The sequence below is a fragment of the Stenotrophomonas sp. STEN035 genome, assembly GCF_056759935.1.
This window is the reverse complement of record NZ_JBRRDY010000026.1, coordinates 37895-62530: the sequence shown is the minus strand read 5'-3', so window position 1 is coordinate 62530 and position 24636 is coordinate 37895. Positions and strand designations below refer to the sequence as shown.

The following is a 24636-nucleotide window of genomic DNA, read 5'->3' as shown; positions in this document are numbered from 1 at the left end:
CGCTGCCGTCGCCACGATGCAAGGGCACTATCATGGTGGCAGGTTCATCATGGGAGTGCCCTGCATGGCACAGGAAAACAGCGGCGACATCAGCACTGCGGGCTGGGATGCGATCAACGCGGCAATGGCTGCGCTCTACCCGGGGCAGGAGCCGCGGCATTTCGGCACGCTGCTGTCGCACACGCTGGGTGGCAACGATCCGCTGGACGGCATCAGTGTCTATTGGAGCGAGTCGCCGCGTCCACATTGGCACTACGTCAGCTACGGATTCTCCGAGCTGTACGACAAGCAGAGCGATGATCCGCAGGAAAGCGGCTTTGGTTTCGAGCTGACGTTCCGTCTTGCTGCCCAGGCAGGTGACGGCAAGCGCGGCGAACCACCGGCGTGGCCGATGAACCTGATGCAGAACCTTGCGCGCTATGTTTTCAGCAGTGGCAATGTATTCGAGGCTGGGCATCATCTCGATGCCAACGGCCCAATCGCGCTGGATACCGATACCAAGCTACGGCATCTTGCCTTTGTCGCCGATCCGCAGCTGCCGGCGATCGATACCGCCAACGGCCGTCTGAACTTCCTGCAACTGGTGGGTGTGACCGACGACGAGATGGCGGCGATCAAACGCTGGTCCACGCTCGGCGCATTGGAAGTCATGGAGCGGGCAATGTCGCTATGGATCACCGAGCTGGAGCGCGATTCCCTGCTGGCAGATCCCGGCATCGCCGCGCAGTTGGAAGCGGGCAGCCAGCGCGAGGGATCGAGCACTGGCATGTTGTTCGTGGAAACGCTGGAGTGGTCGGTCGAAGGCGTAACCACCACGCTGGTGCTGGGCGCGGGGCAGGTTGCCAGCGTGCTCGAGCTGCTGCCGCTGCGCCTGCAGCACGACAAGCCGTTGGTGGTGCTTGGCAAGGACCGCCAGTGGCGGTTTGAGCCCGGCCTGAGAGACGACCTGCAGAGCGATGACGACAGCGTGCGCTGTGTGCTGTCCGATGCCAGCCTGCAGGCGCTGTTGGGCAGCGTGCGCGCTGAGCGCGGTCTGTATCCGCTGCCGGGTGGCAAGCTGCAGATCGAAGTAAAGCCGACCTTGCTGCGTGATGGGCAGGGCGGCGTGATCCGCGAGATCGGTTGATCCCGCGGTCGCCGCGGCATTCATTGCGCAGCGGCGTTATAGGTTGCGCGCGGCCGGCAAGGAGAACTCGAAGGCTGCGCCTTCGTCGCTATCCAGCAGACGGATCTGGCGACGGTGCAGCTGCAGGATGCGGTGCACGATCAACAGGCCCAGACCGCCACTGTCCGGACGCTGGCTGCCCAGCGCCGGTAGCGTGCTGAACAGGTGATCGCGGCGTGCTGCGGGAATGCCTGGGCCGGTATCGGAGACACTGACCTGCACGTCGCCATCGAGTGCGCGCAACGTCACCGTGATGCGGCCGCCAGCCGGTGTATGCCGGATCGCGTTGTCGAGCAGGTTGGTCAGCACCCGCTCGATCAGGCCGAGGTCGGCTTCCACCGGCGGCAGGCCGGGGGGTATCACTGCTGCGAGTTGCTGCTGGCGTGACTGTGCGGCCAGTTCGAATTTCTGGAAGACGTCCTGGACCAGATCCGGCAGCGAGAACGCCTGCAGCTCCAGCACCACACCGCCATGTTCCAGTCGTGCAAGTTCGAACAAGGCCTGTGCAAGCCGACCAACCTTGTGGCTCTGCGACAGGGCGATGCCCAGATAGCGCTGGCGCTCCTCGGCGCTGAGGCTGGCGTCTTTGAGGGCGAGGGTTTCCAGATAGCCGTGCAACGACGACAGCGGCGTGCGCAGGTCATGCGACAGGTTGGCGACCAGTTCGCGACGCTGCAGGTCCTGCTGCCGAAGCTGCTGCCATTGCTCGCTGACGCGTTGGCTGAGATGGGCAAAGCTGTGTTGCAGGATGCTCAGCTCGTCGCGCTCACCGGCACGCAGCGGCGTCGGCGGCAAGGGCAGGCGCGGGTCGGCGCTGTCCACGTCGAAGGATTGGATGCGACGGGTAAGCTGGCGTAGCGGCCGGGTCACCCAGCGGAACGCGATCAGTCCAGCCAGCAGCCCGATCACCGCGACGATCGCCAGCGACCATAGCGTGGTGCGCAGATTGCTATTGGCAGCGATGTCAGCAGCCAGTGCTTCACGTTGCTCGCCGACCAGTACCACATAGATGTAGCCGACCTGGCGGCCCTGCACCCACAGCGGTGCGGCATTGAACACTTTGCGGGCGCTGCTGCTGCGCGGGTCGTCGCCGAAGATCGGCAGCTTTTCGCCGTTGAGCAGTGCCTGCACCGGTGCCAGATCAACGCGGTCCCGCTTGAGGTGGCCTTCAGGCGCGTCATGGCCGAGGATGCGGCCTGCGTCATCCAGCAGATAAACCTCGACGCTGGGATTGACCGACATCAGTTTGCCGAACAGGGCACGCACTTCGCCATCGCGGATGCCGCGTGCATCCATCAACTCGCCGCTGCGAGCGATGTGCTCGGCCAGGCCGCGTGACAGGCGCTGCACGGTTTCCTGCTCGTGCATGCGGTTGCTGCGCATCTGTATCCAGGCCAGCGCGCCGCAGCAGATCAACAGCAACGCACAGAACACCAGCGTCAGGCGCTGCGAGAGCGTCAGCCGGTTCATGCCGTGCTCCCATCGTCGCTCGCCAGTTTGTAGCCACGTCCCCACACCGTGAGAATGCGTTTCGGCACTGCCGGATCGTGTTCGATCTTGTTGCGCAGACGGTTGATGTGGGTGTTGACGGTGTGTTCGTAGCCATCATGCTGATGGCCCCAGACCTGGTTGAGCAGCTCCATCCGCGAGTACACCTGGTCGGGATGGCGGGCGAAGAAATACAGCAGGTCGAATTCGCGCGGGGTGAGTTCCAGCGGGCGTCCTTCAACCAACGCGGTGCGTGCGACCGGGTCGATGCGCAGGCCGGCAACTTCGATCGCGCCAGCATCGATGCGTGCGTTCTGCGCCATCGCTTCGACCCGCCGCAACAAGGCCTTCACCCGCGCTACCAGCTCCAGCATCGAAAATGGTTTGGCCAGGTAGTCGTCGGCGCCCAGCTCCAGACCGAGGATGCGGTGCAGTTCGCTGGCGCGCGCGCTGGTGATGATGATCGGTGTGTAGCGCGTCATCGCGCGGGCGCGACGGCAGATTTCCAGGCCGTCCACGCCAGGCAGCATCAGGTCCAGCACCAGCGCATCCCATTGCCCGCTTTCCAGCAGGCGCACGCCTTCGTCACCGCTGGCCGCATGGGTGACGTCATAGCCTTCGTCACGCAGATGCATGCGCAGCAGGTTGGCGATGTGGACATCGTCTTCGACGATCAGGATGCGTTTGCTGCTGCTCATCGACGCCTGCGGCCGCTGGAGGGGATGGCTGGCATTGTGCTTGGACCGGCGCGCGGATGTGTCACGAAGAATTTAACTCTGCGTGAGGATTCGTTGACCTGCCTGGGCGCAGCATGGCCACATCGTCCCTGGCTGGAGAACGCCCATGTCGCTCACCCGTCGCAAGCTGCTCGGTATCGGCGGTATGGCCGCCGCCGCTGGCGTGCTGGGTCTGACTGCCTGCAACGGTCCAGCACCGGCAGCACCCGCACGCGGCGCCGTGTTTGAGGTGATGCGCAGCGACGCCCAATGGCGTCAGCAGCTCACCCCCGCGCAATACACAGTGCTGCGCCAGCAGGGCACCGAGCGGGCGTTCAGCAGCCCGCTCAATAACGAGCACCGGCGTGGCACCTTCAACTGTGCGGGCTGCGCGCTGCCGCTGTTCTCCTCGGCGACCAAGTTCGACAGCGGTACCGGCTGGCCCAGCTTCTGGGCACCGCTGCATGGCGCCGTAGGCGAAGACCGCGATACCACCTACGGCATGACCCGGGTCGCGGTGCATTGCCGACGCTGTGGTGGTCATCTGGGCCATGTGTTCGAAGACGGCCCGCGCCCTACCGGGCTGCGTTACTGCATGAACGGCGTGGCCCTGCAGTTCGTCGCGGCCTGAGCGCCGCTTCCCATATTCAAGAAGGATGCTTCCATGTTCCTGTTGGTACTGGCCTATCTCGGCGGCGTACTTACCCTGCTCAGCCCCTGCATCCTGCCGGTGCTGCCCTTCGTATTCGCGCGCGCTGACCGGCCATTCCTGCGTAGCGGGCTGCCGCTGCTGGTTGGCATGGCGCTGATGTTCGCGGTAGTCGCCAGCCTCGCAGCGGTAGGCAGCCAGTGGGTGGTGCAGGCCAACCAGATCGGGCGCTGGATCGCGCTGGTGGTGATGGCGCTGTTCGCCGTCGCGCTGCTGTGGCCGGCGTTGGCGGATCGCTTGTTGGCGCCGTTGCAGCGCCTGGGCGTGCGTCTTGGCGCAGCCGCCGATGCGGGGCAGGGGGGGGTGCTCAGCTCCTTGCTGATTGGCGTGGCCACCGGCCTGCTGTGGGCACCGTGCGCGGGCCCCATCCTTGGCCTGATCCTGACCGGCGCGGCACTGCAGGGGGCAAATGTCGGCACCACTGGCTTGCTGCTGGCTTATGCGTTGGGCGCAGCGACGTCGCTGGCGCTGGCGGTGTGGATAGGCGGGCGCGTGTTCACCGCCTTGAAGCGGCGCTTGGGCGTGGGCGAATGGATCCGTCGTGGTTTGGGAATCGCTGCCTTGTTTGCGGTGCTGGCAATCGCGATGGGTTGGGATACCGGCCTGCTGACGCGGCTGTCCACGGTCAGCACGGCCAGGCTGGAGCAGAAGCTGCTGGATGCGCTGCCTTCGCAACAGCCGGCAGCAGGTCCGGCAATGATGATGATGGCGGGTGATGCCAAGGGCGATGCCAGCCTGCCGGTGGAAGGTGAGCTGCCGTCACTGGCCGGTGCTACCGGCTGGCTCAACAGCCCGCCGCTGGATGCGCAGCAACTGCGCGGCAAGGTGGTGCTGGTCGATTTCTGGACCTACTCCTGCATCAACTGCCTGCGTGCCATGCCCTATGTGCGCGACTGGGCCGAGCGCTACAAGGATCACGGGCTGGTGGTGATTGGCGTGCATGCGCCGGAGTTCGCCTTTGAGCGCGACCTTGGCAATGTGCAGCGCGCGGTTGCTGATCTGAAGGTCACTTACCCGGTCGCCATCGACAATGATTTCGCGATCTGGCGCGGCTTCAACAACAAGTACTGGCCGGCGCATTACTTCATCGATGCGCAGGGACGCATCCGCGCCCATCACTTTGGTGAAGGCAACTACGAACAGTCCGAGCAGATCATCCGCCAGCTGCTGCGCGAGGCTGGCAACAGCTTGCCGGGTGACGCGGCACCGGCAATGCGCATGGCCGCCAGCGGCGTCGAGCGCCAAGCCGACATGAGCAGTTTGAAGTCGCCGGAAACCTATGTCGGTCATGCGCGTGCCGAGCATTTTGCCTCGCCCGGAGGCATGCAGGCTGGGCAGGTCAGCGAGTACGCCGTGCCGATGCAGTTGCAGCTCAATCAATGGGCGCTGGGCGGCCGTTGGATCGTCGGCGAGGAAGACGCGCAGTTGGAACAGGCCGGCGGGCGTATCGCATTCCGCTTCCATGCCCGCGACCTGCATCTGGTATTGGCGCCACAGGACCCTGCGCGGCCGGTGCGCTTCCGCGTGCGTATCGATGGCCAGGCGCCGCAGGCGGCAGCTGGCAGCGACGTATCAGCGCAGGGCGAGGGTAGGGTGGACCAGAACCGCTTGTATCAATTGATCCGCCAGAACGGCGAGGTGCGCGAGCGCACATTCGAGATCGAGTTCCTCGATCCGGGCGTGCGCGCTTATGCCTTCACTTTCGGTTGATTGGAGGGAATACGTGATGAAAATCGCCACGGACAAGCTCGTTGCCGGCGGCATTGCGGCGGTGGTTGCTGGACTGCTGCTGGCTGCAGTGTTCACGCTGGATCGCACCGCGCAGGCAGCGCCGGTGTCGGTCACATTGCCAGCGCCTACTGGCGCTGCTGATCTGCATCAGAACGGCGTCAAACAGGCGCGGGTGGTGTTTGCCGGTGGCTGCTTCTGGGGCGTGCAGGGCGTGTTCCAGCACATCACCGGCGTGGACAACGCGGTTTCCGGCTACATCGGTGGCAGCGCTGCCGATGCCACGTATACGCGGGTGAGCAGTGGTGGCAGCGGCCATGCCGAGGCCGTGCAGGTCAGCTACGATCCCTCACAGGTCAGTTACGGGCAGCTGCTGCAGGTGTTCTTCTCGGTGGTGCACGACCCAACCCAGCTCAACCGGCAGGGGCCGGATCATGGCAGCCAGTACCGTTCAGCCATCTATGCCGATGATGCCGCGCAGCGTGATGCGGCGCGTGCCTATATCGCGCAGTTACAGCGCAGTGCGGTGTTTACCGCGCCGCTGGTCACCCAGGTGGACGGCGGCAAGGTGTTTCATGCGGCCGAGGGCTATCACCAGAACTACCTGACGCTGCATCCGGAGGCGGCGTACATCCGCATCAATGATCTTCCAAAGGTCGCGGCGCTGAAGCAGCAGTATCCGGCGCTGTACCGCGAGCGTCCGCGGCTGGTGATGACCTTGTCGGCGCGATAGCGGCGGGAAGGTGCCGGAAACGCAACGGGCCGCCGGTCATGCAACCGGCGGCCCGCATTTTTAACGGTTGAGCAGTAGATCAGCTCAGGCCTTCAGCCTTGAGCGCGGCCTGCACGGCCGGATCGGCCAGCATGCGCTGCTCGAAGCGGTCCAGTGCGTCCATGCCGGCCAGATCGATCTTCAGGCCACGCGCCCAGCGCAGGGTCACGTAGGTATAGGCGTCGGCGATCGAAGCGCGCGGCGTGCCGCCCAGCCAGTCAACCTCGGCCAGGCGGTCATTGATGCGCTGGTACAGGGCCGTCAGCTTCTGCCGCGAATTCTCCTGGGTACGGGCGATGACGGCCTCGTCTTCCAGGTACTTGGTCGAGCCGAAGATCGGGTAGTAGGTCGGGTGCAGGTCGGCGTTGACGAAGGACAGCCAGCGGTTGACCTCGGCGCGCGTACGCGGGTCGCTGCCGCCTTCCAGACCGGCAGCCGGGGCCTTGTCACAGATGTAGTGCAGGATGGCCGCGTTCTGGGTCAGGATCCAGCCGCCGTCTTCCAGCATCGGCACGGCGCCGGCCGGGTTCTTCTTCAGATACTCGGGCGACTTCATGGTCGCGTAGTCCACGATCTGCAGCTCGAACGGCAGGCCCGACCAGATCAGCGCGATATGGTCGGCCAGCGAACAAGCGCCGGGCTTGGTGTAGAGCTTCATCAGAGCTACCTCGGGAGTTGAAAGACCCGGGCATTATCGCCACAAGCGCGTAACGCAGTGTGTCCATGATTGGCACAGACAGTGCGTTACGCGTTCAGTCTGCTCAGGAGGCGCGCGGCTTCAGCGACTGCACCTTGTAGAAGGTGTGCCCGCCGATGGTGGCCACCTGGTAGGCGTTGCGCCAGCTCGGGCTGGCGATGGCGTGGGCGGCGAAGTGGCTGGCGCCCGGCACGATCTCCTTGCGCTGGCCGTTGGGCAGTGCCCAGTTACGCTCGGCGGCAAAGGCCACGTCCACGGCTTCGGCCCAGGCATCGTTGTTACGCAGCTGGGTGCCGGGGGCGACCAGGGTCGGGGCGAACTGCTTGCGCGCGGTCACCACCTGGCACATCGAGTCACCCCACAGACCGCTGTCCAGCCGCCGCAGGGCGACTTCGGCCACGGCCTGCTGGCCGCGAAGGGTCTGGTCGCGGGCTTCCAGATAGACGGTGGTGCTCAGGCACAGCGAATCGGCTGCTGGCTGCGGCAACATCTGCGACAACCAAAGAATCCAAGCCAGTTTCATAAATCTCCTTGCTCCGTATGGGCCGCAGCCTGCCTGTTCCCAACTGGGAACCTGACAGCAACGACTTGGCGTTATGGGGAGGCGGCCTGGCATCGGGGCCGCCCCGTGGGCAGCCCTCAATCAGATTGGGGAGGGCTGCGCCTGCTCACCAGAACTGGTGGGTGAGCGGAAGTTGGCGCAAGGTAGGGGGGCAATCCCAAACTCATCCTGAACGGCGCTTGTTGACATTCAGGTTTGTTGGTGAGGTCAAATCTGGTTCGCGGCTGCGCATTCAGCTTCGCTGCGGCGGTCTGCAAAGGCCAGAGCAAGCGATGTTGGTGCGCTGGGAAAAAGAGATCCGCATCGCGCTTTTTCCTAAATTCCGGCCTTTTTCGGAGGTTTCCCGGTCCTGTGCGCTTGCCAGCATGCTGGCAAGTCGTTCGGTGAGGCGAGCAGCCCCGGGCACATCGACAGTGCCCGGGCAGGAGCAAGCTGAATCGTTTTGCTGTTGGGTCAGAGCGCCGCGGCCAGACGACTGCCCTGGTCGATTGCGCGCTTGGCATCCAGTTCGGCAGCGACATCCGCGCCGCCGATGACATGGACGCTGCGGCCGGTGGCCTGCAGAGCGTCGGCCAGCTCGCGGCGCGGCTCCTGACCAGCGCAGATCACCACGGTGCCGACGTCCAGCAACTGCTCCTGGCCGTCGACGCGGATGCGCAGGCCGGCATCGTCCACACCAAGGTACTCGACGCCGCCGAGCATCTTCACGCCCTTGGCCTTGAGCGTGGCGCGGTGGATCCAGCCGGTGGTCTTGCCGAGCTTGGCGCCCGGCTTGCCCGGGCTGCGCTGCAGCAGCCAAGCCTTGCGTGCCGGGGCTTCCGGCTGCGGCTTGGCCAGCGCGCCACGGCTTTCAAAGCTGGCGTCCACGCCCCATTCGGCCATCCAGCGGGCCGGATCCAGGGCCGGTGACGGGCCTTCATGGACCAGGAACTCGCCGACATCGAAACCAATACCGCCGGCGCCGATGATGGCCACCTTGTCGGCGGCTTTGACCCGGGCCAACAGCACATCCAGGTAGCTGACCACCATTGGATGATCGGCGCCGGGGAAGGCCACCTTGCGCGGGCTGATGCCGGTGGCGATCACCACTTCGTCGAAGCCGCTGAGCGCGTCGGCATCGGCGCGGGTGTTCAAACGTACGTCTACCCCGGTTTCGGCCAACTGGTGGCGGAAGTAACGCAGGGTCTCGTGGAACTCTTCCTTGCCGGGGATGCGCTTAGCCACATTGAACTGGCCACCGATCTCGTCGGCCGCATCAAACAAGGTCACCTTGTGGCCGCGGCTGGCGGCAACGGTAGCGCAGGCAAGACCGGCCGGACCGGCACCGACCACGGCAACGAGCTTGGGTGCGCTGGTCGGCAGGTAGACCAGCTCGGTTTCGTGCGCGGCACGCGGGTTGACCAGGCAGCTGGCGCGCTTCTGCTGGAACACATGGTCCAGGCAGGCCTGGTTGCAGGCAATGCAGGTATTGATCGCTTCGGGCTTGCCGGCCTTGGCCTTGGCGGGCCATTCCGGGTCGGCCAGCAGCGGCCGCGCCAGCGACACCATGTCGGCACCACCACCGGCGAGGATGCCTTCGGCCACCTCCGGCATGTTGATCCGATTGGTGGCGATCAGCGGAATGCCGACAAGCGGCTTGAGCTTGGCGGTGACCCCGGCAAATGCTGCACGCGGCACCGAGGTGGCGATGGTTGGAATGCGCGCTTCGTGCCAGCCGATGCCAGAGTTGAGCAGGGTCGCACCGGCCGCTTCGATGGCCTTGGCCTGCTGCACGATCTCCTGCCAGTTGCTGCCGTCCTCTACCAAGTCTACCAGCGACAGCCGGTAGATGATGATGAAGTCCGGGCCGCAGGCCTCGCGGATACGGCGCACGATCTCCACCGCAAAGCGCATCCGCTTGGCTGGATCGCCGCCCCAGGCGTCGTTGCGGCCATTGGTGCGCGGGGCGATGAACTCGTTGATCAGATAGCCTTCCGAGCCCATCACCTCGACGCCGTCGTAACCGGCATCACGTGCGTACTTGGCGGCGCGGGCGTAGTCGGCAATATGCCGTTCGACACCACCGGCCGACAGCGCACGCGGAGTGAACGGGTTGATCGGCGCCTTGCGCTTGGATGGGGCCACCTGCAGCGGGTGATAGCCGTAGCGGCCGGCATGCAGCAGCTGCAGGCAGATCTTGGCGCCATGCGTATGCACCGCTGCAGTCACCTGGCGGTGGCGGCTGACTTCCCACGGCCAGGACAGCTTGCTGCCGAACGGCGCCAGCCAGCCAACCACGTTGGGTGCGAAGCCACCGGTGACCAGCAGCGCCGCGCCGCCAGCCGCGCGCTCACCGAAGTAGGCAGCCAGCTTGGGGAAGTCGCGCGCATGGTCTTCCAGCCCGGTATGCATCGAGCCCATCAGGATGCGATTGCGCAGCTGGGTGAAGCCCAGATCCAGCGGGGCAAACAGGTGCGGATAAGCGGTGTCGTTGGCTGGCGTCATGCTGGATACGCTTGCGTATGGAATGGCCCATTCTGACTGGCAATGCGGCTGGCCTCAATCCTTGCTGCTTTCTCCGAGCTTGCTGACTGCGCGGCGACCTTATCAAGGAGCGGGTGCAGCGGCTGTCGGTCGAGGCTGCCGGTCGAACAAGGGCAGGGTTATGCCGCAAAGTGGCCCGATCAGCAGTGCGAATGCCAGCGTGCCCCAGCCGACATTGCCGCCCAGCCACCAGCCCACTGCCAGCGCGCAGGCTTCAATCAGGGTGCGCACCTTCCAGATTGCCCAACCGGTACGGGCATGCAGGCCGGTCATCAGGCCATCGCGCGGGCCAGGTCCAAAGCGCGCACCGATATAGAGCCCGGTGGCCACCGCCAGCAACACCAGCCCTGCGGCGAACAACAGCAGCTGCCACAGCAGACCCTGCGCCGCAGGCAGCAGATTCAGGCCCAGCTGCGCACTGGGGCCGATCAACAACACGTTGAGTACGGTGCCGAGTCCCGGCTTCTGCCGTAGCGGCAGCCACATCAGCAGTACGCAGACGCCGACCAGGTTGGTGATCAGGCCGAAACCCCAGCCGCTGCGCAGCGCGATGCCCTGGCTCAACACATCCCAGGGCGCGATGCCGATGCCGGCACGGATCATCAAGGAAGAGGCGATACCAAACAGGAACAGACCCAGCAGCAGTTGCAGCAGGCGCGAGACGAGTATCAGGGAAGGCATGGTCCGGAGATCAAAGTGCTGCCTGCGGTGCAGACATATAGATAGAGGCGTTGCGCCACCTCTGCGTGGCGCAACGTGCTGTGGCGTGCAGCTCAGTCCCAGCCTTCCAGCGCCAGCTTGCCAATGGTGCTGCCAGCCTCCATCTGGCGGTGGGCCTGGCGCAGGTTTTCTGCGTTGATCGTGCCCAGGCGCTCACGGAGGGTGGTGCGCAGTTCGCCTGCGTCGATCAGGCTGGCGGCGCGGGTCAGGATGCGGTGCTGCTCGATCATGTCGGCGGTGCGGAAGCGTGCCCGGGCAAACATCAGTTCCCAGTGGATACCGATGCACTTCGCTTTATAGGGATCACCGATACGCAGTTCACCGGCAGGCTCGACGATCAGCCCGACATGGCCTTGCGGGGCCAGCAGCTCGCCCAGCTGTTGCCAGTACAGATCGGTATTGGCCAGGTTCAGTGCCGCATCCACGCTGCTGATGCCCAGCGCCTGCAGCTGTGCTGCCAATGGCTGACGATGGTCAATTACGTGGGTCGCCCCCAATTGTTCGCACCATTGCACGCTTTGCGGGCGCGAAGCGGTGGCGATCACGGTGAAACCAGCGTGGCGACCAAGCTGGATCGCCATCGAGCCCACGCCGCCAGCGCCGCCGATAATCAACAAGGTCTTGCCGACATTGCGGCGCCCGTCCAGTTGATAGGGCATACGCTGGAACAATAGTTCCCATGCAGTAAGTGTGGTCAGCGGCAATGCCGCTGCTTCGGCGAAGTCCAGAGTGGTTGGCTTGCGGCCCACCAGACGTTCGTCGACCAACTGCAGCTGCGCGTTGCAGCCCGGACGGGTGACGTCACCGGCGTAATAAACCTCATCGCCAATTCCAAACGCGGTGACCTCAGGGCCTACCGCGACCACGGTGCCTGCCGCATCAAAGCCGAGTATCCGCGGTGGATCTTCCTCGCCCGGCTTGGGGCCGCGCAGTTTTGCATCCACCGGATTAACTGAAACAGCGTGAATCTGAACAAGCAGGTCCTGGCCTAGCGGGGCAGCCGGGACTGGCAAGCTCAGGTCCAGCAGCGCGTCCGGTTCATCAATGGGGAGATAGCGGATAAGGCCGATTGCTTTCATGCGGAAAAGTTCCGTAGCGGGGGAGCGAAATCATCATACCGAGCAAACGATTCAGCTGGCGGTAACCGGCGGCGCAAGCCCCGTTAATAAAGGGTTTGTCATATGAAATCAGCTGCGCCGCAGCATTTTCCCCGGAAGCCTTGCGATAGCTGACTCTTGCGTCCTTTGATCAAGCTGTATACGTTGCGCCAAGCCGGACACGTAGAGGTCTGGTGGTCGCTCCATTTGTTACGAGCCTGTTAACATCGCCTTCACGGCCAAGCGCATAATGTGCACCGCGATGGCGTGAGGAAACGGCCGTCTCTGAACGCGACGAATGATTATCGCTGTGCTGGACCATGCCTCTACCGGTTTCATACCCCCGAAACAAGGAGCTGTATTTCATGAACAAGAAGATCCTTACTGCCGCGCTGCTCGGCGGTCTGGCTTTCGCCCAGGCCGCTTCGGCTCAGGAATTTGACGACCGCTGGTACCTGACCGGTTCGGCCGGCTTCAACTTCCAGGACAAGGACCGTGGCACCAACGATGCCCCGTTCGTTACGTTGGGCCTGGGCAAGTTCATCAGCCCGAATTGGTCGCTGGACGGTGAGCTGAACTATCAGAACCCGAACTTCGACAACAACCAGGACCAGAACTGGTCGCAGTACGGCGTTTCGCTGGACCTGCGTCGCCACTTCATCCAGGAAGGCCGTGGCTGGAACCCGTACCTGCTCGCAGGCCTGGGCTACCAGAAGTCGGAAGAAGAGTACCTGACCGGTGCCGTGCTGAACGACCGTAAGGACGGCAACCTGGCTGCCAAGGTCGGCGTTGGTCTGCAGACCACGTTCGAAAAGCGCGTCGCTGTGCGTGCTGAACTGGCTTACCGCGCTGACTTCGACGACCAGAGCATTGCTCCGAACCTGGCTGGCAACAAGAACCAGGATTGGTTCGGCGACGTGCTGGCTTCGGTTGGCGTCGTGATCCCGCTCGGCCCGGCTCCGACCGCTGCTGTCGCTCCGGCACCGGCTCCGGTTGCTCCGAGCTGCGCAGACCTGGATGACGACGGTGACGGCGTCAACAACTGCGACGACAAGTGCCCGAACTCGCAGCCTGGCCAGACCATCGGTCCGGACGGTTGCCCGGTGCCGGTCTCGATCGATCTGAAGGGTGTCAACTTCGATTTCGACAAGGCCACCCTGCGTTCGGACGCTGTTGCGATCCTGAGCGAAGCCACCGAGATCCTGAAGCGTTACCCGGATCTGCGCGTTGAAGTTGCCGGTCACACCGATTCCAAGGGTACCGACGCTTACAACCAGAAGCTGTCCGAGCGTCGCGCCAAGGCTGTGTACGACTACCTGACCACCAACGGTGTGTCGGCTGCTCGTCTGCAGGGCCCGATCGGCTACGGCGAGAGCCGTCCGATTGCTCCGAACACCAATGCTGATGGTTCGGACAACCCGGAAGGTCGCGCAAAGAACCGTCGTACCGAGCTGAACGTCCAGAACTAATCGGACGCTTCGGTTTCAGTACCGCAGTTTGAGAACAAGGCCCGGCTTCTGCCGGGCCTTGTTTATTTTGTGCCGACGACTTTTTCGGCGCGCAATTTGTGTGACGCCGGCGAGTAATCGCAGTTTGTGCGCATTTAACGGTTGAAAGCGCTGCGGGCGCTGCCTACACTCGCCGCGTTAACTTGCCGAATGGAAATTCAATGCTGCGTATCGCTCTGGCTGGTCTTGTCGCCCTGGCATTTGTGCCTGCCGCCCATGCAGCCGTGGATTGTTCGGCCAGTTCAGTGACGCCTGCACCGCTGGCGACCTCGTTGATCGCACCAGTCGCTTCGGAGCTGTATGTGCGCCCGGGCCAGCTGGGCATGCCGTCGGGCGTATTGAGCTCGGCCGGTGGTGATGAGCAGTCGCTGGATCGCGTGCTGATGCGCCTGCGGGTCGAGAGCTGCAACAACGTCGCCAACGCCATTCCGGCGCGTCCGGCAATCAATGCCAATGATCCGGCCGCGTACAAGCCGCAGACCGAGTTCGACAACACGCCGTGGCGTTTTGACATGAGCCAGAACGGCAAGCGCATGACCGCCGAAGAATTCGATGCCTGGATGAAGGCGCGCGGTGTGCGCGTGGTCAAGGCGCGTCCGGTTGCGACCGATCCGGCTGCAGCACCGGCTGCTGCGCAGCCTGCTGCCGAGGTCAAGTAAGGCGGCAACAGCCGCTCGCAGCCCCGATGTCGTCGTCCAAGCCTCCGTATTCTCCGCACGCCCGCCGCGCAACGCCCGGCGGGCGTTTGCTTTCGCGCGCGCCCAGCAATGCAGCCCGTGCTGGTAAGGCCGCCCCTAGCGGGGTTCGGCATGGTCTGGCACGGGTGCTGTCCAAGGCTGGCGTGTGCTCGCGCACCGAAGCTGCACGGCGGGTGCTGGATGGCCGCGTCAGTGTGGATGGCAAGGTGGTGCGTGACCCGGAGTTTCCGGTGATTGCCGGTCGTCAGCGGGTGCTGCTGGACGGCCTGCCACTGGCAGCACCGCGGCGCCTCTACCTGGCCTTGAACAAGCCGCGTGGTCTGGTCACCACGGTGCAGGACGAGCAGGGGCGCGACACCGTCTACCAGTGTTTTGAGGGGGCCGGGTTGCCGTGGATGGCGCCGGTAGGGCGCTTGGACAAGGCCAGTGAAGGCCTGTTGTTCTTCAGCAATGATCCGGAGTGGGCGGCGCGTCTCACCGAGCCCAGTACCGGCCCATTGAAAACCTACCGGGTACAGGTAGATGCTGTGCCCGATGCGGCCGTGCTCGAGCGCATGCAGGCGGGTATCGACGACGACGACGAACGCCTGGCGGCGCATTCGGTACAGCTGCTGCGGCATGGCGAACGCACCGCGTGGTTGGAGGTGGTGCTGGACGAAGGCCGCAATCGCCACATCCGGCGCCTGCTCAAGGCCTTGGGGCTGGAAGTGCTGCGCTTGATGCGGGTGGCGATAGGGCCGGTGCAGTTGGGCGAGCTGGGCAAGGGCCAATGGCGGGAGTTGAGCCAAGCGGAGCTGAATGCGCTGCACGCTGCCTGCAAAACAGCACATGTCAGTGTGAGTGACTAATTTCAATAAATTCAGGTAAATAGCTGTGCTAGCTAAGATGGTGGATTAGACTGTGACTCTAATTACTTGAGGTTATTGCCATGCAAGCTCTTTCCCGCGTCTCTGGCATCGTTCTCGTGGCGGCTTCGGTAGCGGTGTTGGCCGGTTGTGCTTCCTCGGGCAAGAAGGCCGCGAAGAACGACGACAAGCCGATCGAAGTGCGGGTGGAAGCACCGCTGGCCGAGAAGGACGCGCTTGGCAATTACCGTTTCATGATGCAGCAGGGCGAGCAGAAGATGAGCGCCGATCAGTTCGATGCCTGGATGAAGGCCAATGGCATCCGCGTGGCCAAGGGCGCGGCGGTGCCGGCGCCTGCAGCGCCGGCCAAAAAGAAGAACTGACTGTAGTGCCGAGCCATGCTCGGCAGAGGCGTTACAAGCAAACCCAAACGTAGCGCCGAGCCATGCTCGGCAGAGGCTTTACCGATAGAGCCCCTTGCCGAGCATGGCTCGGCACTACAGGGCAAAAAAAACAGGCGCCTCTCGGCGCCTGTTTTCATTTCAATCCAAGGCCAGCACTCAGCCCTTGATCACACCCAACTCCAGGCCAATCCGGGTGAAGGCATCGATCGCGCGGTCCAGGTGTGCGCGGCTGTGCGCGGCACTGATCTGGGTGCGGATGCGGGCCTGACCCTTGGGCACCACCGGGAAGAAGAAGCCGATCGCATAGATGCCTTCTTCCAGCAGACGCTGGGCGAACTTCTGCGCCAGAGGTGCGTCGTACAGCATCACCGGGCTGATCGGGTGCACGCCCGGCTTTACGTCGAAACCGGCGGCGGTCATCTTTTCGCGGAAGTAGGCGGTGTTCTCGCGTAGCGTTGCACGCAGGTCATCGGCGGCAGCCAACATCTCGAACGCCTTGATGCCGGCAGCAACCACATGCGGCGGCAGCGAGTTCGAGAACAGGTAGGGACGCGAACGCTGGCGCAGCAGTTCGACGACCTCGGCGCTGGCGCAGGTGAAGCCGCCCAGTGCGCCGCCCATGGCCTTGCCCAGGGTGCCGGTGATGATGTCGATCTTGTCGAGCGCGCCCTTCACTTCGGCCGAGCCGCGACCGGTCGCACCGAGGAAGCCGGTGGCGTGGCATTCGTCGATGTGCACCAGCGCGCCGTACTTCTTCGCCAGCGCGGTGATTTCATCGAGCGGGGCGATGAAGCCGTCCATCGAGAACACGCCGTCGGTGGTGATCAGCTTGGTCTTGCAGCCAGCGGCATCGGCGGCCTGCAGCTGTGCTTCCAGATCGGCCATGTCGCAGTTGGCGTAGCGGAAGCGCTTGGCCTTGCACAGGCGCACGCCATCGATGATGGAGGCGTGGTTCAGCGCGTCGGAGATGATCGCGTCGTTCTCGCCCAGCAGCGGCTCGAACAGGCCGCCATTGGCATCGAAGCAGGCGGCGTAAAGGATGGTGTCGTCCTTGCCGAAGAACTCGGCGATCTGCTTCTCCAGCTGCTTGTGTAGGTCCTGGGTGCCGCAGATGAAGCGCACCGAGGCCATGCCGAAGCCATGCGTGTCCAGCGCATCCTTGGCGGCCTGGATCAGCTCCGGGTGGTCGGCCAGGCCCAGGTAGTTGTTGGCACAGAAATTCAGCACCGTGCGGCCGTCGTCGAGGGTGATCTCGGCTGACTGCGGGCTGGTGATGATGCGTTCGGACTTGAACAGCCCCTGCGCGCGGATGGCGTCCAGTTCCTCGGCGTAGTGCCGGGTCAGCGGGGAGATGTTCGCGGTTTCGGTCATGGCGGGGTCTTGCGGTCAAGTGGAACGCCAATTTTAGCCTTCCCCGTGTCCCGGCGTTGTCGTCATGCGCAAAGGCTATAAGCGGCGCGGCCTAAGTCATTTCTCGGTAACGGGTGTGCACCCGCAGCATCGTCTGCACACCCACCCACCAGGAGACGCCGATGACCTTCACACGCCCCCCATTCACCCTGCCGACCAGGAAGCTGTTGTCCCTCAGCCTGGCCCTGGCGGCGTGTGGGGCGGGGTCATCGGCGCAGGCGCAGCAACTCACCGTGGAGCAGTTGCAGGAGCGCTTGCAGCGATTGGAACGACTGGCCGGGGTCAGTGATGGTGCGACCGAAGGTGTAGGTCTGGCTGATCTGGACCAGCGCCTGCGCATCCTCGAGCGCCGCCTTGAGCTGGCGGAAGAAGAGCGGGTTGCTACCGCCAAGAGTGCACCGAAGATCGCCATCGACCAGAAGGGCGCCTCGTTCAAATCCGGCGATGGCAACTATGAGTTGAAGCTGCGCGGTCTGCTGCAAGGTGATGCCCGCGTGTTCCTGGGCGGCGATGCCAACCAGAACGACACCTTCCTGCTGCGTACCGCGCGGCCCACGTTGGAAGGTTCGCTGGGCAAGCTGGTGGCGTACCGCTTCACTCCGGAGTTTGCAGGTGACAGCGCCAGCATCGTCGATGCCTATGCCGATCTGCGCTTCGACCCTGCGTACACCGTACGCGTTGGCAAGTTCACTTCGCCGGTCGGTCTGGAACGGCTGCAATCATCTTCGGCACTGGTCGATGTAGAGCGCGCGCTGGCCAGCGAGCTGGCGCCGAACCGTGACCTCGGCGTGCAGCTGCAGGGCGAAGTGGCCAAGGGCAAGTTCAGCTATGCGCTGGGCGTGTTCAACGGCACCGTCGATGGCCGCGATGCGGTCACCAGCAATCCGGATGACGACTTTGAATATGCAGGGCGTGTGTTCTTCGAGCCGCTCAAGGGCAGTGACAGTGCCTGGGCTGGGTTGGGCTTCGGCCTGGGCGCAAGCACGGGCGAAAAGCATGGCAGCGGCAACAACTTCCTGCCGCGTTACCGCACGCCTGGCCAGGCCACCTTCTTTGCTTACCGCAGTGCCGTGGTTGCCGATGGCGAACACCGCCGCTGGTCGCCGCAGGGTTGGTTCTACCGCAATGGGCTGGGCCTGCAGGCCGAGTACATCGCCTCGGAACAGGAGGTTGCGCGTAACGGCATCCGCAAGCGCTTGGATAACCGTGCCTGGCAGGCTACTGCCAGCTATGTGCTGACCGGTGAGGATGCGAGCTATCGCGGTGTCACGCCTTCGCGCCCGTTTGGCGCAAGCGGTGGACATGGCGCGGTGGAACTGACCGCGCGCTACGGCGAACTGCAGATCGATGATGCGGCCTTCCCGTTCTATGCCGATCCGACGCTGTCGGCCTCGCAGGTCCGCTCGTGGACGGTGGGTGCCAACTGGTACCTGACCGCCAACCTCAAGCTGGCGACCAACTATCTGCACAGCAGTTTTGATGCGGCTTCCGCTGGCGCGAAGTTGCCTGATGAAAAAGCTGTTTTCTCGCGCCTGCAAGTTTCCTTCTGACGGAGAGCCCTGATGACACATTCCTATGTTTCACGCCTTGCGACTGCAGCACTGGCGTTCGCCCTGACCTTGAGTGCCGGCGCCGCGTTCGCGCGTGATGTGCAACTGCTCAATGTTTCCTATGACCCGACGCGCGAGCTGTACCGCGATTTCAATGCCGCCTTCGCCAAGCACTGGAAGGAAACCAAGGGCGACAACGTCACCATCGAGACCTCGCACGGCGGCTCCGGCAAGCAGGCGCGCACGGTGATCGATGGCATCGAAGCCGACGTGGTGACCCTGGCCCTGGCCTATGACGTGGACGCGATCGCCGACAAGGCCAAGCTGCTGCCGGCCAACTGGGAAACCCGTCTGCCGGAAAACAGCGCGCCCCACACCTCGACGATCGTGTTCCTGGTGCGCAAGGGCAACCCCAAGGGCATCCGCGACTGGCCGGATCTGCTGCGCAGCGGCGTATCGGTGGTGACGCCGAATCCCAAGACCTCCGGCGGCGCACGTTGGAATTATCTGGCAGCCTGGGCCTACGGCGATCACATCTTCAAGGGTGACCGCGACAAGATCCTGAACTACATGCGCGCGCTGTTCCGCAATGTGCCGGTGCTTGATACCGGTGCACGCGGCGCCACGACTACCTTTGTCCAGCGCGGTATTGGTGATGTGCTGTTGGCCTGGGAAAACGAAGCCTTCCTCGCGCAGGAAGAGCTGGGCCCGGACAAGTTCGAGATCGTGGTGCCCAAGCTGTCGATCCTCGCCGAACCGTCGGTAGCGCTGCTGGATCGCAATGTCGACCGCCATGGCACCCGCGACGTGGCTCAGGCCTATCTGCAATACCTGTACTCACCGGAAGGCCAGCGCATCGCCGCACGTCATTACTACCGTCCGCGCTCGCCGCAGTACGCCGCACCGGCTGATGTTGCGCGCTTCCCGCAGGTGCAGCTGGTCACCATCCGCAGTGCCTTTGGTTCGTGGGGCAGGGCGCAGGCCGAGCACTTCGCCGATGGCGGCGTCTTCGATCAGATCCAGGCGAGCAAGTAGACCGTGTCAGCAACTGCACAAACACTGCAAACACGTGTGCGAAGCCAACGCCGGGTACTCCCCGGCTTTGGTCTTGGTATGGGCATCACCTTGTTCTGGCTGGGGCTGATCGTCCTGATTCCGCTGCTGGGCGTGTTCCTGAAAGCGGCAGGGCTGGGCCTGGGCGGCATCTGGCAGATATGGACCGAGCCGCGCGTGTTGGCCGCGCTGCGCTTGAGCTTCGGCACCGCGTTCGCGGCGGCCGCGTTCAATACGCTGATGGGCACGTGGGTGGCGTGGGTATTCGTGCGCTACAACTTCCCCGGCCGGCGCCTGTTCGATGCAATGATCGATCTGCCGTTTGCCTTGCCCACCGCCGTGGCCGGCATCGCCTTGACCGCGCTGTATGGCGGGCAGGGCTGGATAGGGCAATGGCTGGAGCCGTTGGGCATCAAGGTGGCGTACACCCCGCTCGGCATCGTGGTGGCGCTGGTGTTTGTCGGCCTGCCATTCGTGGTGCGGATCGTGCAGCCGGTACTGGCCGAAGCCGAGCGCGAGTTCGAGGAGGCCTCGGCAACGCTCGGCGCCACACGTTTCCAGACCATCGTGCGGGTAGTGCTGCCCAGCCTGTGGCCGGCGATGCTGACCGGTTCTGCGTTGGCCTTCGCGCGTGGCGTGGGTGAGTACGGCTCGGTGATCTTCATCGCCGGCAACATGCCCAGCGTCACCGAGATCGCGCCGCTGCTGATCACCATCCGTTTGGAAGAATTTGATTACGCCGGTGCCACCGCGATTGCCGGGGCGATGTTGTTGCTGTCGTTCGCGCTGCTGCTGCTGGTCAATACCTTGCAGGCACGCCTGCAGCGCAGGGGTGCGCGATGAACGAGTTGGTGTCGGAGTTGCCGGTGGCTATCGAACGTAGTGCGCGTGTGGCCAAGCCGCAGCAGGTGACCAGCGAGCCACGCTGGGTGCAGGTGTTGCTGATCCTGGGCGCGCTGGGGTTTTTGCTGTCGTTCCTGTTGTTGCCGCTGGTGCTGGTATTCGTCGAGGCACTGCGTGGTGGCGTGCTGGCGTTCTGGAACGCGATCAGTGATCCGGATGCCTTGTCGGCGATACGCCTGACGCTCCTGGTGACGGCGATCGTCGTGCCCTTGAATCTGGTCTTCGGCGTCGCCGCGGCCTGGGTGGTGAGCAAGCACAGTTTCCCGGGCAAACGCTGGTTGGTGACGCTGATCGATCTGCCATTCTCGGTATCGCCAGTGGTGGCCGGTCTGGTCTTCATCCTGTTGTTCGGCCGCGATGGTTGGTTCTGGCCGATGATCGAGGACGGGCTGCGCCTGCACCTGCCGGTGCTGGGCGAAACCTTGCTGCAGCTGCCGCGCATCGTGTTCGCGATACCCGGCATCGTGCTGGCCACGGTGTTCGTCACCTTTCCCTTCATTGCCCGCGAGCTGATGCCACTGATGGAGCAGCAGGGCAGCGACGAAGAACTGGCAGCGCTGACGCTGGGTGCCAACGCCTGGCAGATGTTCTGGAAGGTGACCTTGCCGAACATCCGTTGGGGCTTGTTGTACGGCGTGCTGTTGTGCAGCGCGCGGGCGATGGGTGAGTTTGGCGCGGTGTCGGTGGTGTCCGGGCATATTCGCGGCCGCACCAATACGCTGCCGCTGCACGTTGAAATTCTCTACAACGAATACGCCTACAGCGCCGCCTTTGCCTGCGCCTCGCTGCTGGCCGCCACCGCCTTGCTGACGCTGGTGGTGAAATCTTTCCTGGAGTGGCGCCACGGTCAGTCGCTGGCCGCCGCCCACCGTCATTGAGGTCGCAATGAACATCCGCATACACAACCTGGGCAAGCAGTACGGCACGTTCCCCGCGCTGGACGGCGTCAGTCTGGATATCCGCAGTGGCGAGCTGCTGGCGCTGCTCGGGCCATCGGGCTCCGGCAAGACCACCTTGCTGCGCGCCCTGGCCGGACTGGAGCATCCCGAGCGTGGCGAGATCCTGTTCGATGGCGAGGACGCCACCGGATTGAGCGTGCAGGCGCGTCGCGCTGGTTTCGTGTTCCAGCATTACGCCTTGTTCAAGCATCTGGACGTGCGCCGCAATATCGCCTTCGGGCTGGAAGTGCGGCGCGGTGCCGAGCGTTGGCCGAAGGCGCGCATCGACGCCAAGGTCGATGAACTGCTGGCGCTGGTGCAGCTTGATGGGCTGGGCGGACGCTACCCGGCGCAGCTGTCCGGTGGCCAACGCCAGCGGGTGGCGCTGGCCCGCGCGCTGGCGATCGAGCCGCGCGTGCTGTTGCTGGATGAACCCTTCGGTGCGTTGGACGCGCAGGTGCGCCGCGACCTGCGCCGCTGGCTGCGCGAGCTGCACGACCGCACCGGGCTGACCACGGTATTCGTCACCCACGATCAGGAGGAAGCACTGGAGCTGGCCGATCGCGTCGCCATCCTCAATCGCGGTCGCATCGAACAGGTGGGTACACCGGGCGAGGTCTATGACCAGCCGGCGTCGCCATTCGTCTACGGTTTTGTCGGTGAGGCCAATCGGCTGCCAGCACGTGCGCAGGGGCAGACGCTGGAAGTGGCTGGGGCACAGTGGCCTCGCACCAGCGCAGTGCCGGAAGGCGAGGCGTTGGAGGTGTTCGTGCGGCCCGAGGATCTGGTGGTCGCGGCCGATGGCCACTGGCAGGCCACGGTCGGGCTGGTGCAGCGCAGTGGCCCGCGGCAGCGTCTGCGCGCGCGCCTGGCTGGCGCAACTACCGAGTTGGAAGTCGAGTTGCCAGCCGATGCGCCGTCTTATGCGGCGGGGCAGTCAATCCGGCTCGGGGCCCGTCGTTACGGGGTCTTTCCAGCAGCGACAGGCTGAATAGGGCGGGGCGGGGCAGTTGGGGTGAAATAGATGTTGCATCGCAATATAATTGCGGTTAAATATTTGTGAATCGGGATTTGTCCTATCCCGGTGCCCCCACTTCCTGGAGAGATCTGCATGATGCACAACAAGCGTCTTGTCGCCGTGGCCTGCGCCGCCCTGTTGTCCGTTCCGTTTGCCGTCAGTGCCCAGGAGAGTGAGGAGTCCACCTCTCCGTTCAGCGCCAGCTTCGGCGTGACCACCGACTACGTGTTCCGCGGTGTGTCGCAGACCGACAACGGTCCGGCGTTTCAGGCCGGCGCCAACTACACCGCGCCGTTCGGTCTTTACGTGGGCGTGTGGGGCTCGAATGTCGATTTCGGTGACGGCGGCCCGAACTTCGAAGTCGACTACAACATCGGCTGGAGCAAGGACCTGAGTGACAGCTGGAATCTGGACCTGGGTGTGAACCGTTACACCTATGAAGGCGCTTCCAGCGGTTACGGCGACATCGACTACAACGAGTACCTGGCCAAGGTGACCTGGAGTGGCCCGGTGACCGTCAGCGGCCTGCTCGGCTATGCCAACGATTACAGCAACACCGGTGCCAAGCAGACCTACAGCGCGCTGGAGGCCAGCTACGACATCGGTGACAGCGGCTTCTCGATCGGTGCTTCAGCCGGTTACACCACGATCAAGGAAAAGGCCAACGAGTGGCCGCGTCGCGCGGATTACTACGATGGCTCGGTCTCGGTGTCCAAGGCCTTCGGCCCGGCAACCGCAACCCTGGGCTACTACGACACCTTTGGTTCGGATGCTGCTGACCTGCGTCGCGAATCGGACACCTACAAGCCGGGCGTCGTGTTCACCGTGTCGGTGGACGTGCCCTGATCCAAGCGTGATCGATGCAAGAGAAGAAGGCGCCTTTCGGCGCCTTTTTCCTGTCCGTTTTTTTGTGGGAGCAGCGTAAACCGCGAAGCTGATGGCCCGTCAGATGGCCAGCATGCGTGTGGTTTCATTGCGCCGAGCTTCGCGGCTTACTGCGCTCCCACAAGATCCAATCCCACAAGATTCCAATTTTGCCGGCTGCAGATACACGAAAGGCGCCTTGCGGCGCCTTTCGTTTTTCACCGATTGGAAATCAATTCCAGCTCAGCACGACCTTGCCGGCCTTGCCCTGTTCCATCAGGTCGAAACCTTCCTGGAAACGGTCTACCGGCAACTGGTGGGTCATCACCTTGCCCAGCGGGAAACCGCCCAGCACCAGCTGGGTCATCTTGTACCAGGTCTCGTACATCTTGCGGCCGTAGATGCCCTGCACGGTCAGGCCCTTGAAGATGATCTTGTCCCAGTCGCAACCGGCGCCCTTGGGCATGATGCCGAGCATGGCGATCTTGCCGCCGTGGTACATGCAATCGAGCATGTCGTTGAAGGCGCGCGGGTTGCCGCTCATTTCCAGGCCCACGTCGAAGCCTTCCATGTGCAGCTCGGCCATCACGTCCTTCAGCGACTGGTTGGCGACGTTGACCACGCGCGTGGCGCCCATGTCGGCGGCCAGCTTCAGGCGGAAATCATTGACGTCGGTGACCACCACGTTGCGTGCACCGATGTGCTTGCAGATGCCGGCGGCAATGATGCCGATCGGGCCTGCGCCGGTGATCAGCACGTCCTCGCCGATCACGTCGAACTCCAGCGCGCAATGTGCGGCGTTGCCGTAGGGGTCGAAGAACGCAGCCAGCTCGGACGGAATCTGGTCCGGGATCGGCCACAGGTTGGTGGCCGGCATCACCATGTATTCGGCGAAAGCACCGTTGACGTTGACGCCGATGCCAACGGTGTTCGGGCACAGGTGCTGGCGGCCGCCGCGGCAGTTGCGGCAATGGCCGCAGACGATGTGGCCTTCGGCCGAGACGCGCTGGCCGATTTCATAGCCCGTCACGCCCGGGCCGATCTCGGCGATGCGGCCGACGAACTCGTGGCCGATGGTCAGGCCCGGCTTGATCGTGCGCTGGCTCCACTCGTCCCACAGGTAGATGTGCAGGTCGGTGCCACAGATGGCGGTTTTTTCCAGCTTGATCAGCACCTGGTTCGGGCCCGGCGTAGGCACCGGCACCTCTTCCATCCAGATGCCCTTGGTCGCTTCGCGCTTCACCAGCGCCTTCATCGTCTGTGCCATT

Annotated in this window: 23 protein-coding genes; 14 read left to right on the top strand and 9 right to left on the bottom strand. The window is 64.0% G+C overall.

Annotated features, from left to right (window positions below; genetic code table 11):
- The first annotated feature begins 64 nt into the window (after positions 1-64).
- Positions 65-1126, top strand: a complete 1062-nt coding sequence (locus tag ACVOLL_RS14420) for a suppressor of fused domain protein (protein ID WP_481513520.1) — start codon at positions 65-67, stop codon at positions 1124-1126.
- 36 nt (positions 1127-1162) lie between these two features.
- On the opposite strand, the gene ACVOLL_RS14415 is transcribed toward ACVOLL_RS14420, so the two are convergent.
- Positions 1163-2635, bottom strand: a complete 1473-nt coding sequence (locus ACVOLL_RS14415; RefSeq protein ID WP_481513519.1) for a sensor histidine kinase — start codon at positions 2633-2635, stop codon at positions 1163-1165.
- Entirely contained in the window at positions 2632-3351 is a 720-nt protein-coding gene (locus ACVOLL_RS14410) for a response regulator transcription factor (RefSeq protein ID WP_481513518.1), read from the bottom strand. Before ACVOLL_RS14410 ends, ACVOLL_RS14415 begins: the two co-directional genes overlap by 4 nt.
- Positions 3352-3496: 145 nt before the next feature.
- Between ACVOLL_RS14410 and msrB the strand changes: the two genes are divergently transcribed.
- From msrB to msrA, 3 genes are read left to right on the top strand one after another with little or no spacing between them, the layout of a single operon-like run.
- Positions 3497-4000 carry a peptide-methionine (R)-S-oxide reductase MsrB gene (msrB, locus tag ACVOLL_RS14405; RefSeq protein ID WP_481513517.1) on the top strand — a complete coding sequence of 168 codons (504 nt, stop codon included), beginning with the start codon at positions 3497-3499 and terminating at the stop codon, positions 3998-4000.
- Positions 4001-4033: 33 nt separating this feature from the next.
- Positions 4034-5788, top strand: coding sequence for a cytochrome c biogenesis protein DipZ (locus ACVOLL_RS14400; protein ID WP_481513516.1), 1755 nt, complete (start codon positions 4034-4036; stop codon positions 5786-5788).
- Positions 5789-5804: 16 nt separating this feature from the next.
- Positions 5805-6539, top strand: a complete 735-nt coding sequence (gene msrA, locus ACVOLL_RS14395; RefSeq protein WP_481513515.1) for a peptide-methionine (S)-S-oxide reductase MsrA — start codon at positions 5805-5807, stop codon at positions 6537-6539.
- A 79-nt stretch (positions 6540-6618) separates the two neighbouring features.
- On the opposite strand, the gene ACVOLL_RS14390 is transcribed toward msrA, so the two are convergent.
- From ACVOLL_RS14390 to ACVOLL_RS14370, 5 genes are all read right to left on the bottom strand, one after another.
- The gene (locus ACVOLL_RS14390) at positions 6619-7236 is read right to left on the bottom strand and encodes a glutathione S-transferase family protein (RefSeq protein ID WP_481513514.1); all 618 of its coding nucleotides are present in this window, start codon (positions 7234-7236) and stop codon (positions 6619-6621) included.
- Positions 7237-7339: 103 nt separating this feature from the next.
- Positions 7340-7798, bottom strand: coding sequence for a cell wall hydrolase (locus tag ACVOLL_RS14385; RefSeq protein ID WP_057629626.1), 459 nt, complete (start codon positions 7796-7798; stop codon positions 7340-7342).
- A 492-nt stretch (positions 7799-8290) separates the two neighbouring features.
- Positions 8291-10321, bottom strand: a complete 2031-nt coding sequence (locus tag ACVOLL_RS14380; protein WP_481513513.1) for an oxidoreductase — start codon at positions 10319-10321, stop codon at positions 8291-8293.
- 102 nt (positions 10322-10423) lie between these two features.
- The gene (gene yczE, locus ACVOLL_RS14375; protein WP_481513512.1) at positions 10424-11041 is read right to left on the bottom strand and encodes a membrane protein YczE; all 618 of its coding nucleotides are present in this window, start codon (positions 11039-11041) and stop codon (positions 10424-10426) included.
- Between the two features lie 92 nt (positions 11042-11133).
- Positions 11134-12159, bottom strand: coding sequence for a zinc-binding alcohol dehydrogenase family protein (locus ACVOLL_RS14370; protein ID WP_481513511.1), 1026 nt, complete (start codon positions 12157-12159; stop codon positions 11134-11136).
- Between the two features lie 383 nt (positions 12160-12542).
- On the opposite strand from ACVOLL_RS14370, the gene ACVOLL_RS14365 reads away from it, so the two are divergent.
- The 4 genes from ACVOLL_RS14365 (at position 12543) to ACVOLL_RS14350 (ending at position 15611) form a co-directional block, all read left to right on the top strand.
- Positions 12543-13646 carry an OmpA family protein gene (locus tag ACVOLL_RS14365; protein ID WP_481513510.1) on the top strand — a complete coding sequence of 368 codons (1104 nt, stop codon included), beginning with the start codon at positions 12543-12545 and terminating at the stop codon, positions 13644-13646.
- A gap of 200 nt (positions 13647-13846) precedes the next feature.
- A complete protein-coding gene (locus tag ACVOLL_RS14360; RefSeq protein ID WP_481513509.1) occupies positions 13847-14344 on the top strand; it encodes a hypothetical protein in 498 nt (165 codons plus the stop codon).
- Between the two features lie 26 nt (positions 14345-14370).
- Positions 14371-15231 carry a pseudouridine synthase gene (locus ACVOLL_RS14355; RefSeq protein ID WP_481513508.1) on the top strand — a complete coding sequence of 287 codons (861 nt, stop codon included), beginning with the start codon at positions 14371-14373 and terminating at the stop codon, positions 15229-15231.
- A gap of 80 nt (positions 15232-15311) precedes the next feature.
- Entirely contained in the window at positions 15312-15611 is a 300-nt protein-coding gene (locus ACVOLL_RS14350; RefSeq protein WP_481513507.1) for a hypothetical protein, read from the top strand.
- A gap of 177 nt (positions 15612-15788) precedes the next feature.
- Here ACVOLL_RS14350 and kbl read toward each other — a convergent pair whose 3' ends face one another.
- Positions 15789-17003 carry a glycine C-acetyltransferase gene (kbl, locus tag ACVOLL_RS14345; protein WP_481513506.1) on the bottom strand — a complete coding sequence of 405 codons (1215 nt, stop codon included), beginning with the start codon at positions 17001-17003 and terminating at the stop codon, positions 15789-15791.
- A 161-nt stretch (positions 17004-17164) separates the two neighbouring features.
- Here kbl and ACVOLL_RS14340 point away from each other — a divergent pair, with 161 nt between their 5' ends.
- The 6 genes from ACVOLL_RS14340 to ACVOLL_RS14315 all read left to right on the top strand — a co-directional run bounded on the left by ACVOLL_RS14340 (position 17165) and on the right by ACVOLL_RS14315 (position 23350).
- Positions 17165-18592 (top strand): OprO/OprP family phosphate-selective porin, encoded by a 1428-nt coding sequence (locus ACVOLL_RS14340; RefSeq protein WP_481513505.1) that lies wholly within the window; start codon positions 17165-17167, stop codon positions 18590-18592.
- 12 nt (positions 18593-18604) lie between these two features.
- Entirely contained in the window at positions 18605-19627 is a 1023-nt protein-coding gene (locus ACVOLL_RS14335; RefSeq protein WP_481513504.1) for a sulfate ABC transporter substrate-binding protein, read from the top strand.
- Between the two features lie 36 nt (positions 19628-19663).
- Entirely contained in the window at positions 19664-20488 is an 825-nt protein-coding gene (cysT, locus tag ACVOLL_RS14330) for a sulfate ABC transporter permease subunit CysT (RefSeq protein WP_481513503.1), read from the top strand.
- On the top strand, positions 20485-21426 hold the full coding sequence (gene cysW / locus ACVOLL_RS14325; RefSeq protein WP_481513502.1) for a sulfate ABC transporter permease subunit CysW: 942 nt from the start codon (positions 20485-20487) through the stop codon (positions 21424-21426). The genes cysT and cysW overlap by 4 nt, the downstream gene beginning before the upstream one ends.
- A gap of 7 nt (positions 21427-21433) precedes the next feature.
- Positions 21434-22477, top strand: a complete 1044-nt coding sequence (locus ACVOLL_RS14320) for a sulfate/molybdate ABC transporter ATP-binding protein (RefSeq protein ID WP_481513501.1) — start codon at positions 21434-21436, stop codon at positions 22475-22477.
- A gap of 120 nt (positions 22478-22597) precedes the next feature.
- The gene (locus ACVOLL_RS14315) at positions 22598-23350 is read left to right on the top strand and encodes a TorF family putative porin (RefSeq protein ID WP_481513500.1); all 753 of its coding nucleotides are present in this window, start codon (positions 22598-22600) and stop codon (positions 23348-23350) included.
- 250 nt (positions 23351-23600) lie between these two features.
- Here the strand turns inward: ACVOLL_RS14315 and tdh are convergent, their stop codons facing one another.
- Positions 23601-24635, bottom strand: coding sequence for an L-threonine 3-dehydrogenase (gene tdh / locus ACVOLL_RS14310; RefSeq protein WP_303749069.1), 1035 nt, complete (start codon positions 24633-24635; stop codon positions 23601-23603).
- Position 24636: the final 1 nt, after the last annotated feature.

Excerpts from the sequence above, each read along its gene's own strand:
- ACVOLL_RS14420 (WP_481513520.1), top strand. The coding sequence starts at position 65 with ATGGCACAGGAAAACAGCGGCGACATCAGCACTGCGGGCTGGGATGCG.
- ACVOLL_RS14415 (WP_481513519.1), bottom strand. The coding sequence starts at position 2,635 with ATGAACCGGCTGACGCTCTCGCAGCGCCTGACGCTGGTGTTCTGTGCG.
- ACVOLL_RS14410 (WP_481513518.1), bottom strand. The coding sequence starts at position 3,351 with ATGAGCAGCAGCAAACGCATCCTGATCGTCGAAGACGATGTCCACATC.
- msrB (WP_481513517.1), top strand. The coding sequence starts at position 3,497 with ATGTCGCTCACCCGTCGCAAGCTGCTCGGTATCGGCGGTATGGCCGCC.
- ACVOLL_RS14400 (WP_481513516.1), top strand. The coding sequence starts at position 4,034 with ATGTTCCTGTTGGTACTGGCCTATCTCGGCGGCGTACTTACCCTGCTC.
- msrA (WP_481513515.1), top strand. The coding sequence starts at position 5,805 with ATGAAAATCGCCACGGACAAGCTCGTTGCCGGCGGCATTGCGGCGGTG.
- ACVOLL_RS14390 (WP_481513514.1), bottom strand. The coding sequence starts at position 7,236 with ATGAAGCTCTACACCAAGCCCGGCGCTTGTTCGCTGGCCGACCATATC.
- ACVOLL_RS14385 (WP_057629626.1), bottom strand. The coding sequence starts at position 7,798 with ATGAAACTGGCTTGGATTCTTTGGTTGTCGCAGATGTTGCCGCAGCCA.
- ACVOLL_RS14380 (WP_481513513.1), bottom strand. The coding sequence starts at position 10,321 with ATGACGCCAGCCAACGACACCGCTTATCCGCACCTGTTTGCCCCGCTG.
- yczE (WP_481513512.1), bottom strand. The coding sequence starts at position 11,041 with ATGCCTTCCCTGATACTCGTCTCGCGCCTGCTGCAACTGCTGCTGGGT.
- ACVOLL_RS14370 (WP_481513511.1), bottom strand. The coding sequence starts at position 12,159 with ATGAAAGCAATCGGCCTTATCCGCTATCTCCCCATTGATGAACCGGAC.
- ACVOLL_RS14365 (WP_481513510.1), top strand. The coding sequence starts at position 12,543 with ATGAACAAGAAGATCCTTACTGCCGCGCTGCTCGGCGGTCTGGCTTTC.
- ACVOLL_RS14360 (WP_481513509.1), top strand. The coding sequence starts at position 13,847 with ATGCTGCGTATCGCTCTGGCTGGTCTTGTCGCCCTGGCATTTGTGCCT.
- ACVOLL_RS14355 (WP_481513508.1), top strand. The coding sequence starts at position 14,371 with ATGTCGTCGTCCAAGCCTCCGTATTCTCCGCACGCCCGCCGCGCAACG.
- ACVOLL_RS14350 (WP_481513507.1), top strand. The coding sequence starts at position 15,312 with ATGCAAGCTCTTTCCCGCGTCTCTGGCATCGTTCTCGTGGCGGCTTCG.
- kbl (WP_481513506.1), bottom strand. The coding sequence starts at position 17,003 with ATGACCGAAACCGCGAACATCTCCCCGCTGACCCGGCACTACGCCGAG.
- ACVOLL_RS14340 (WP_481513505.1), top strand. The coding sequence starts at position 17,165 with ATGACCTTCACACGCCCCCCATTCACCCTGCCGACCAGGAAGCTGTTG.
- ACVOLL_RS14335 (WP_481513504.1), top strand. The coding sequence starts at position 18,605 with ATGACACATTCCTATGTTTCACGCCTTGCGACTGCAGCACTGGCGTTC.
- cysW (WP_481513502.1), top strand. The coding sequence starts at position 20,485 with ATGAACGAGTTGGTGTCGGAGTTGCCGGTGGCTATCGAACGTAGTGCG.
- ACVOLL_RS14320 (WP_481513501.1), top strand. The coding sequence starts at position 21,434 with ATGAACATCCGCATACACAACCTGGGCAAGCAGTACGGCACGTTCCCC.
- ACVOLL_RS14315 (WP_481513500.1), top strand. The coding sequence starts at position 22,598 with ATGATGCACAACAAGCGTCTTGTCGCCGTGGCCTGCGCCGCCCTGTTG.
- tdh (WP_303749069.1), bottom strand. The coding sequence starts at position 24,635 with ATGGCACAGACGATGAAGGCGCTGGTGAAGCGCGAAGCGACCAAGGGC.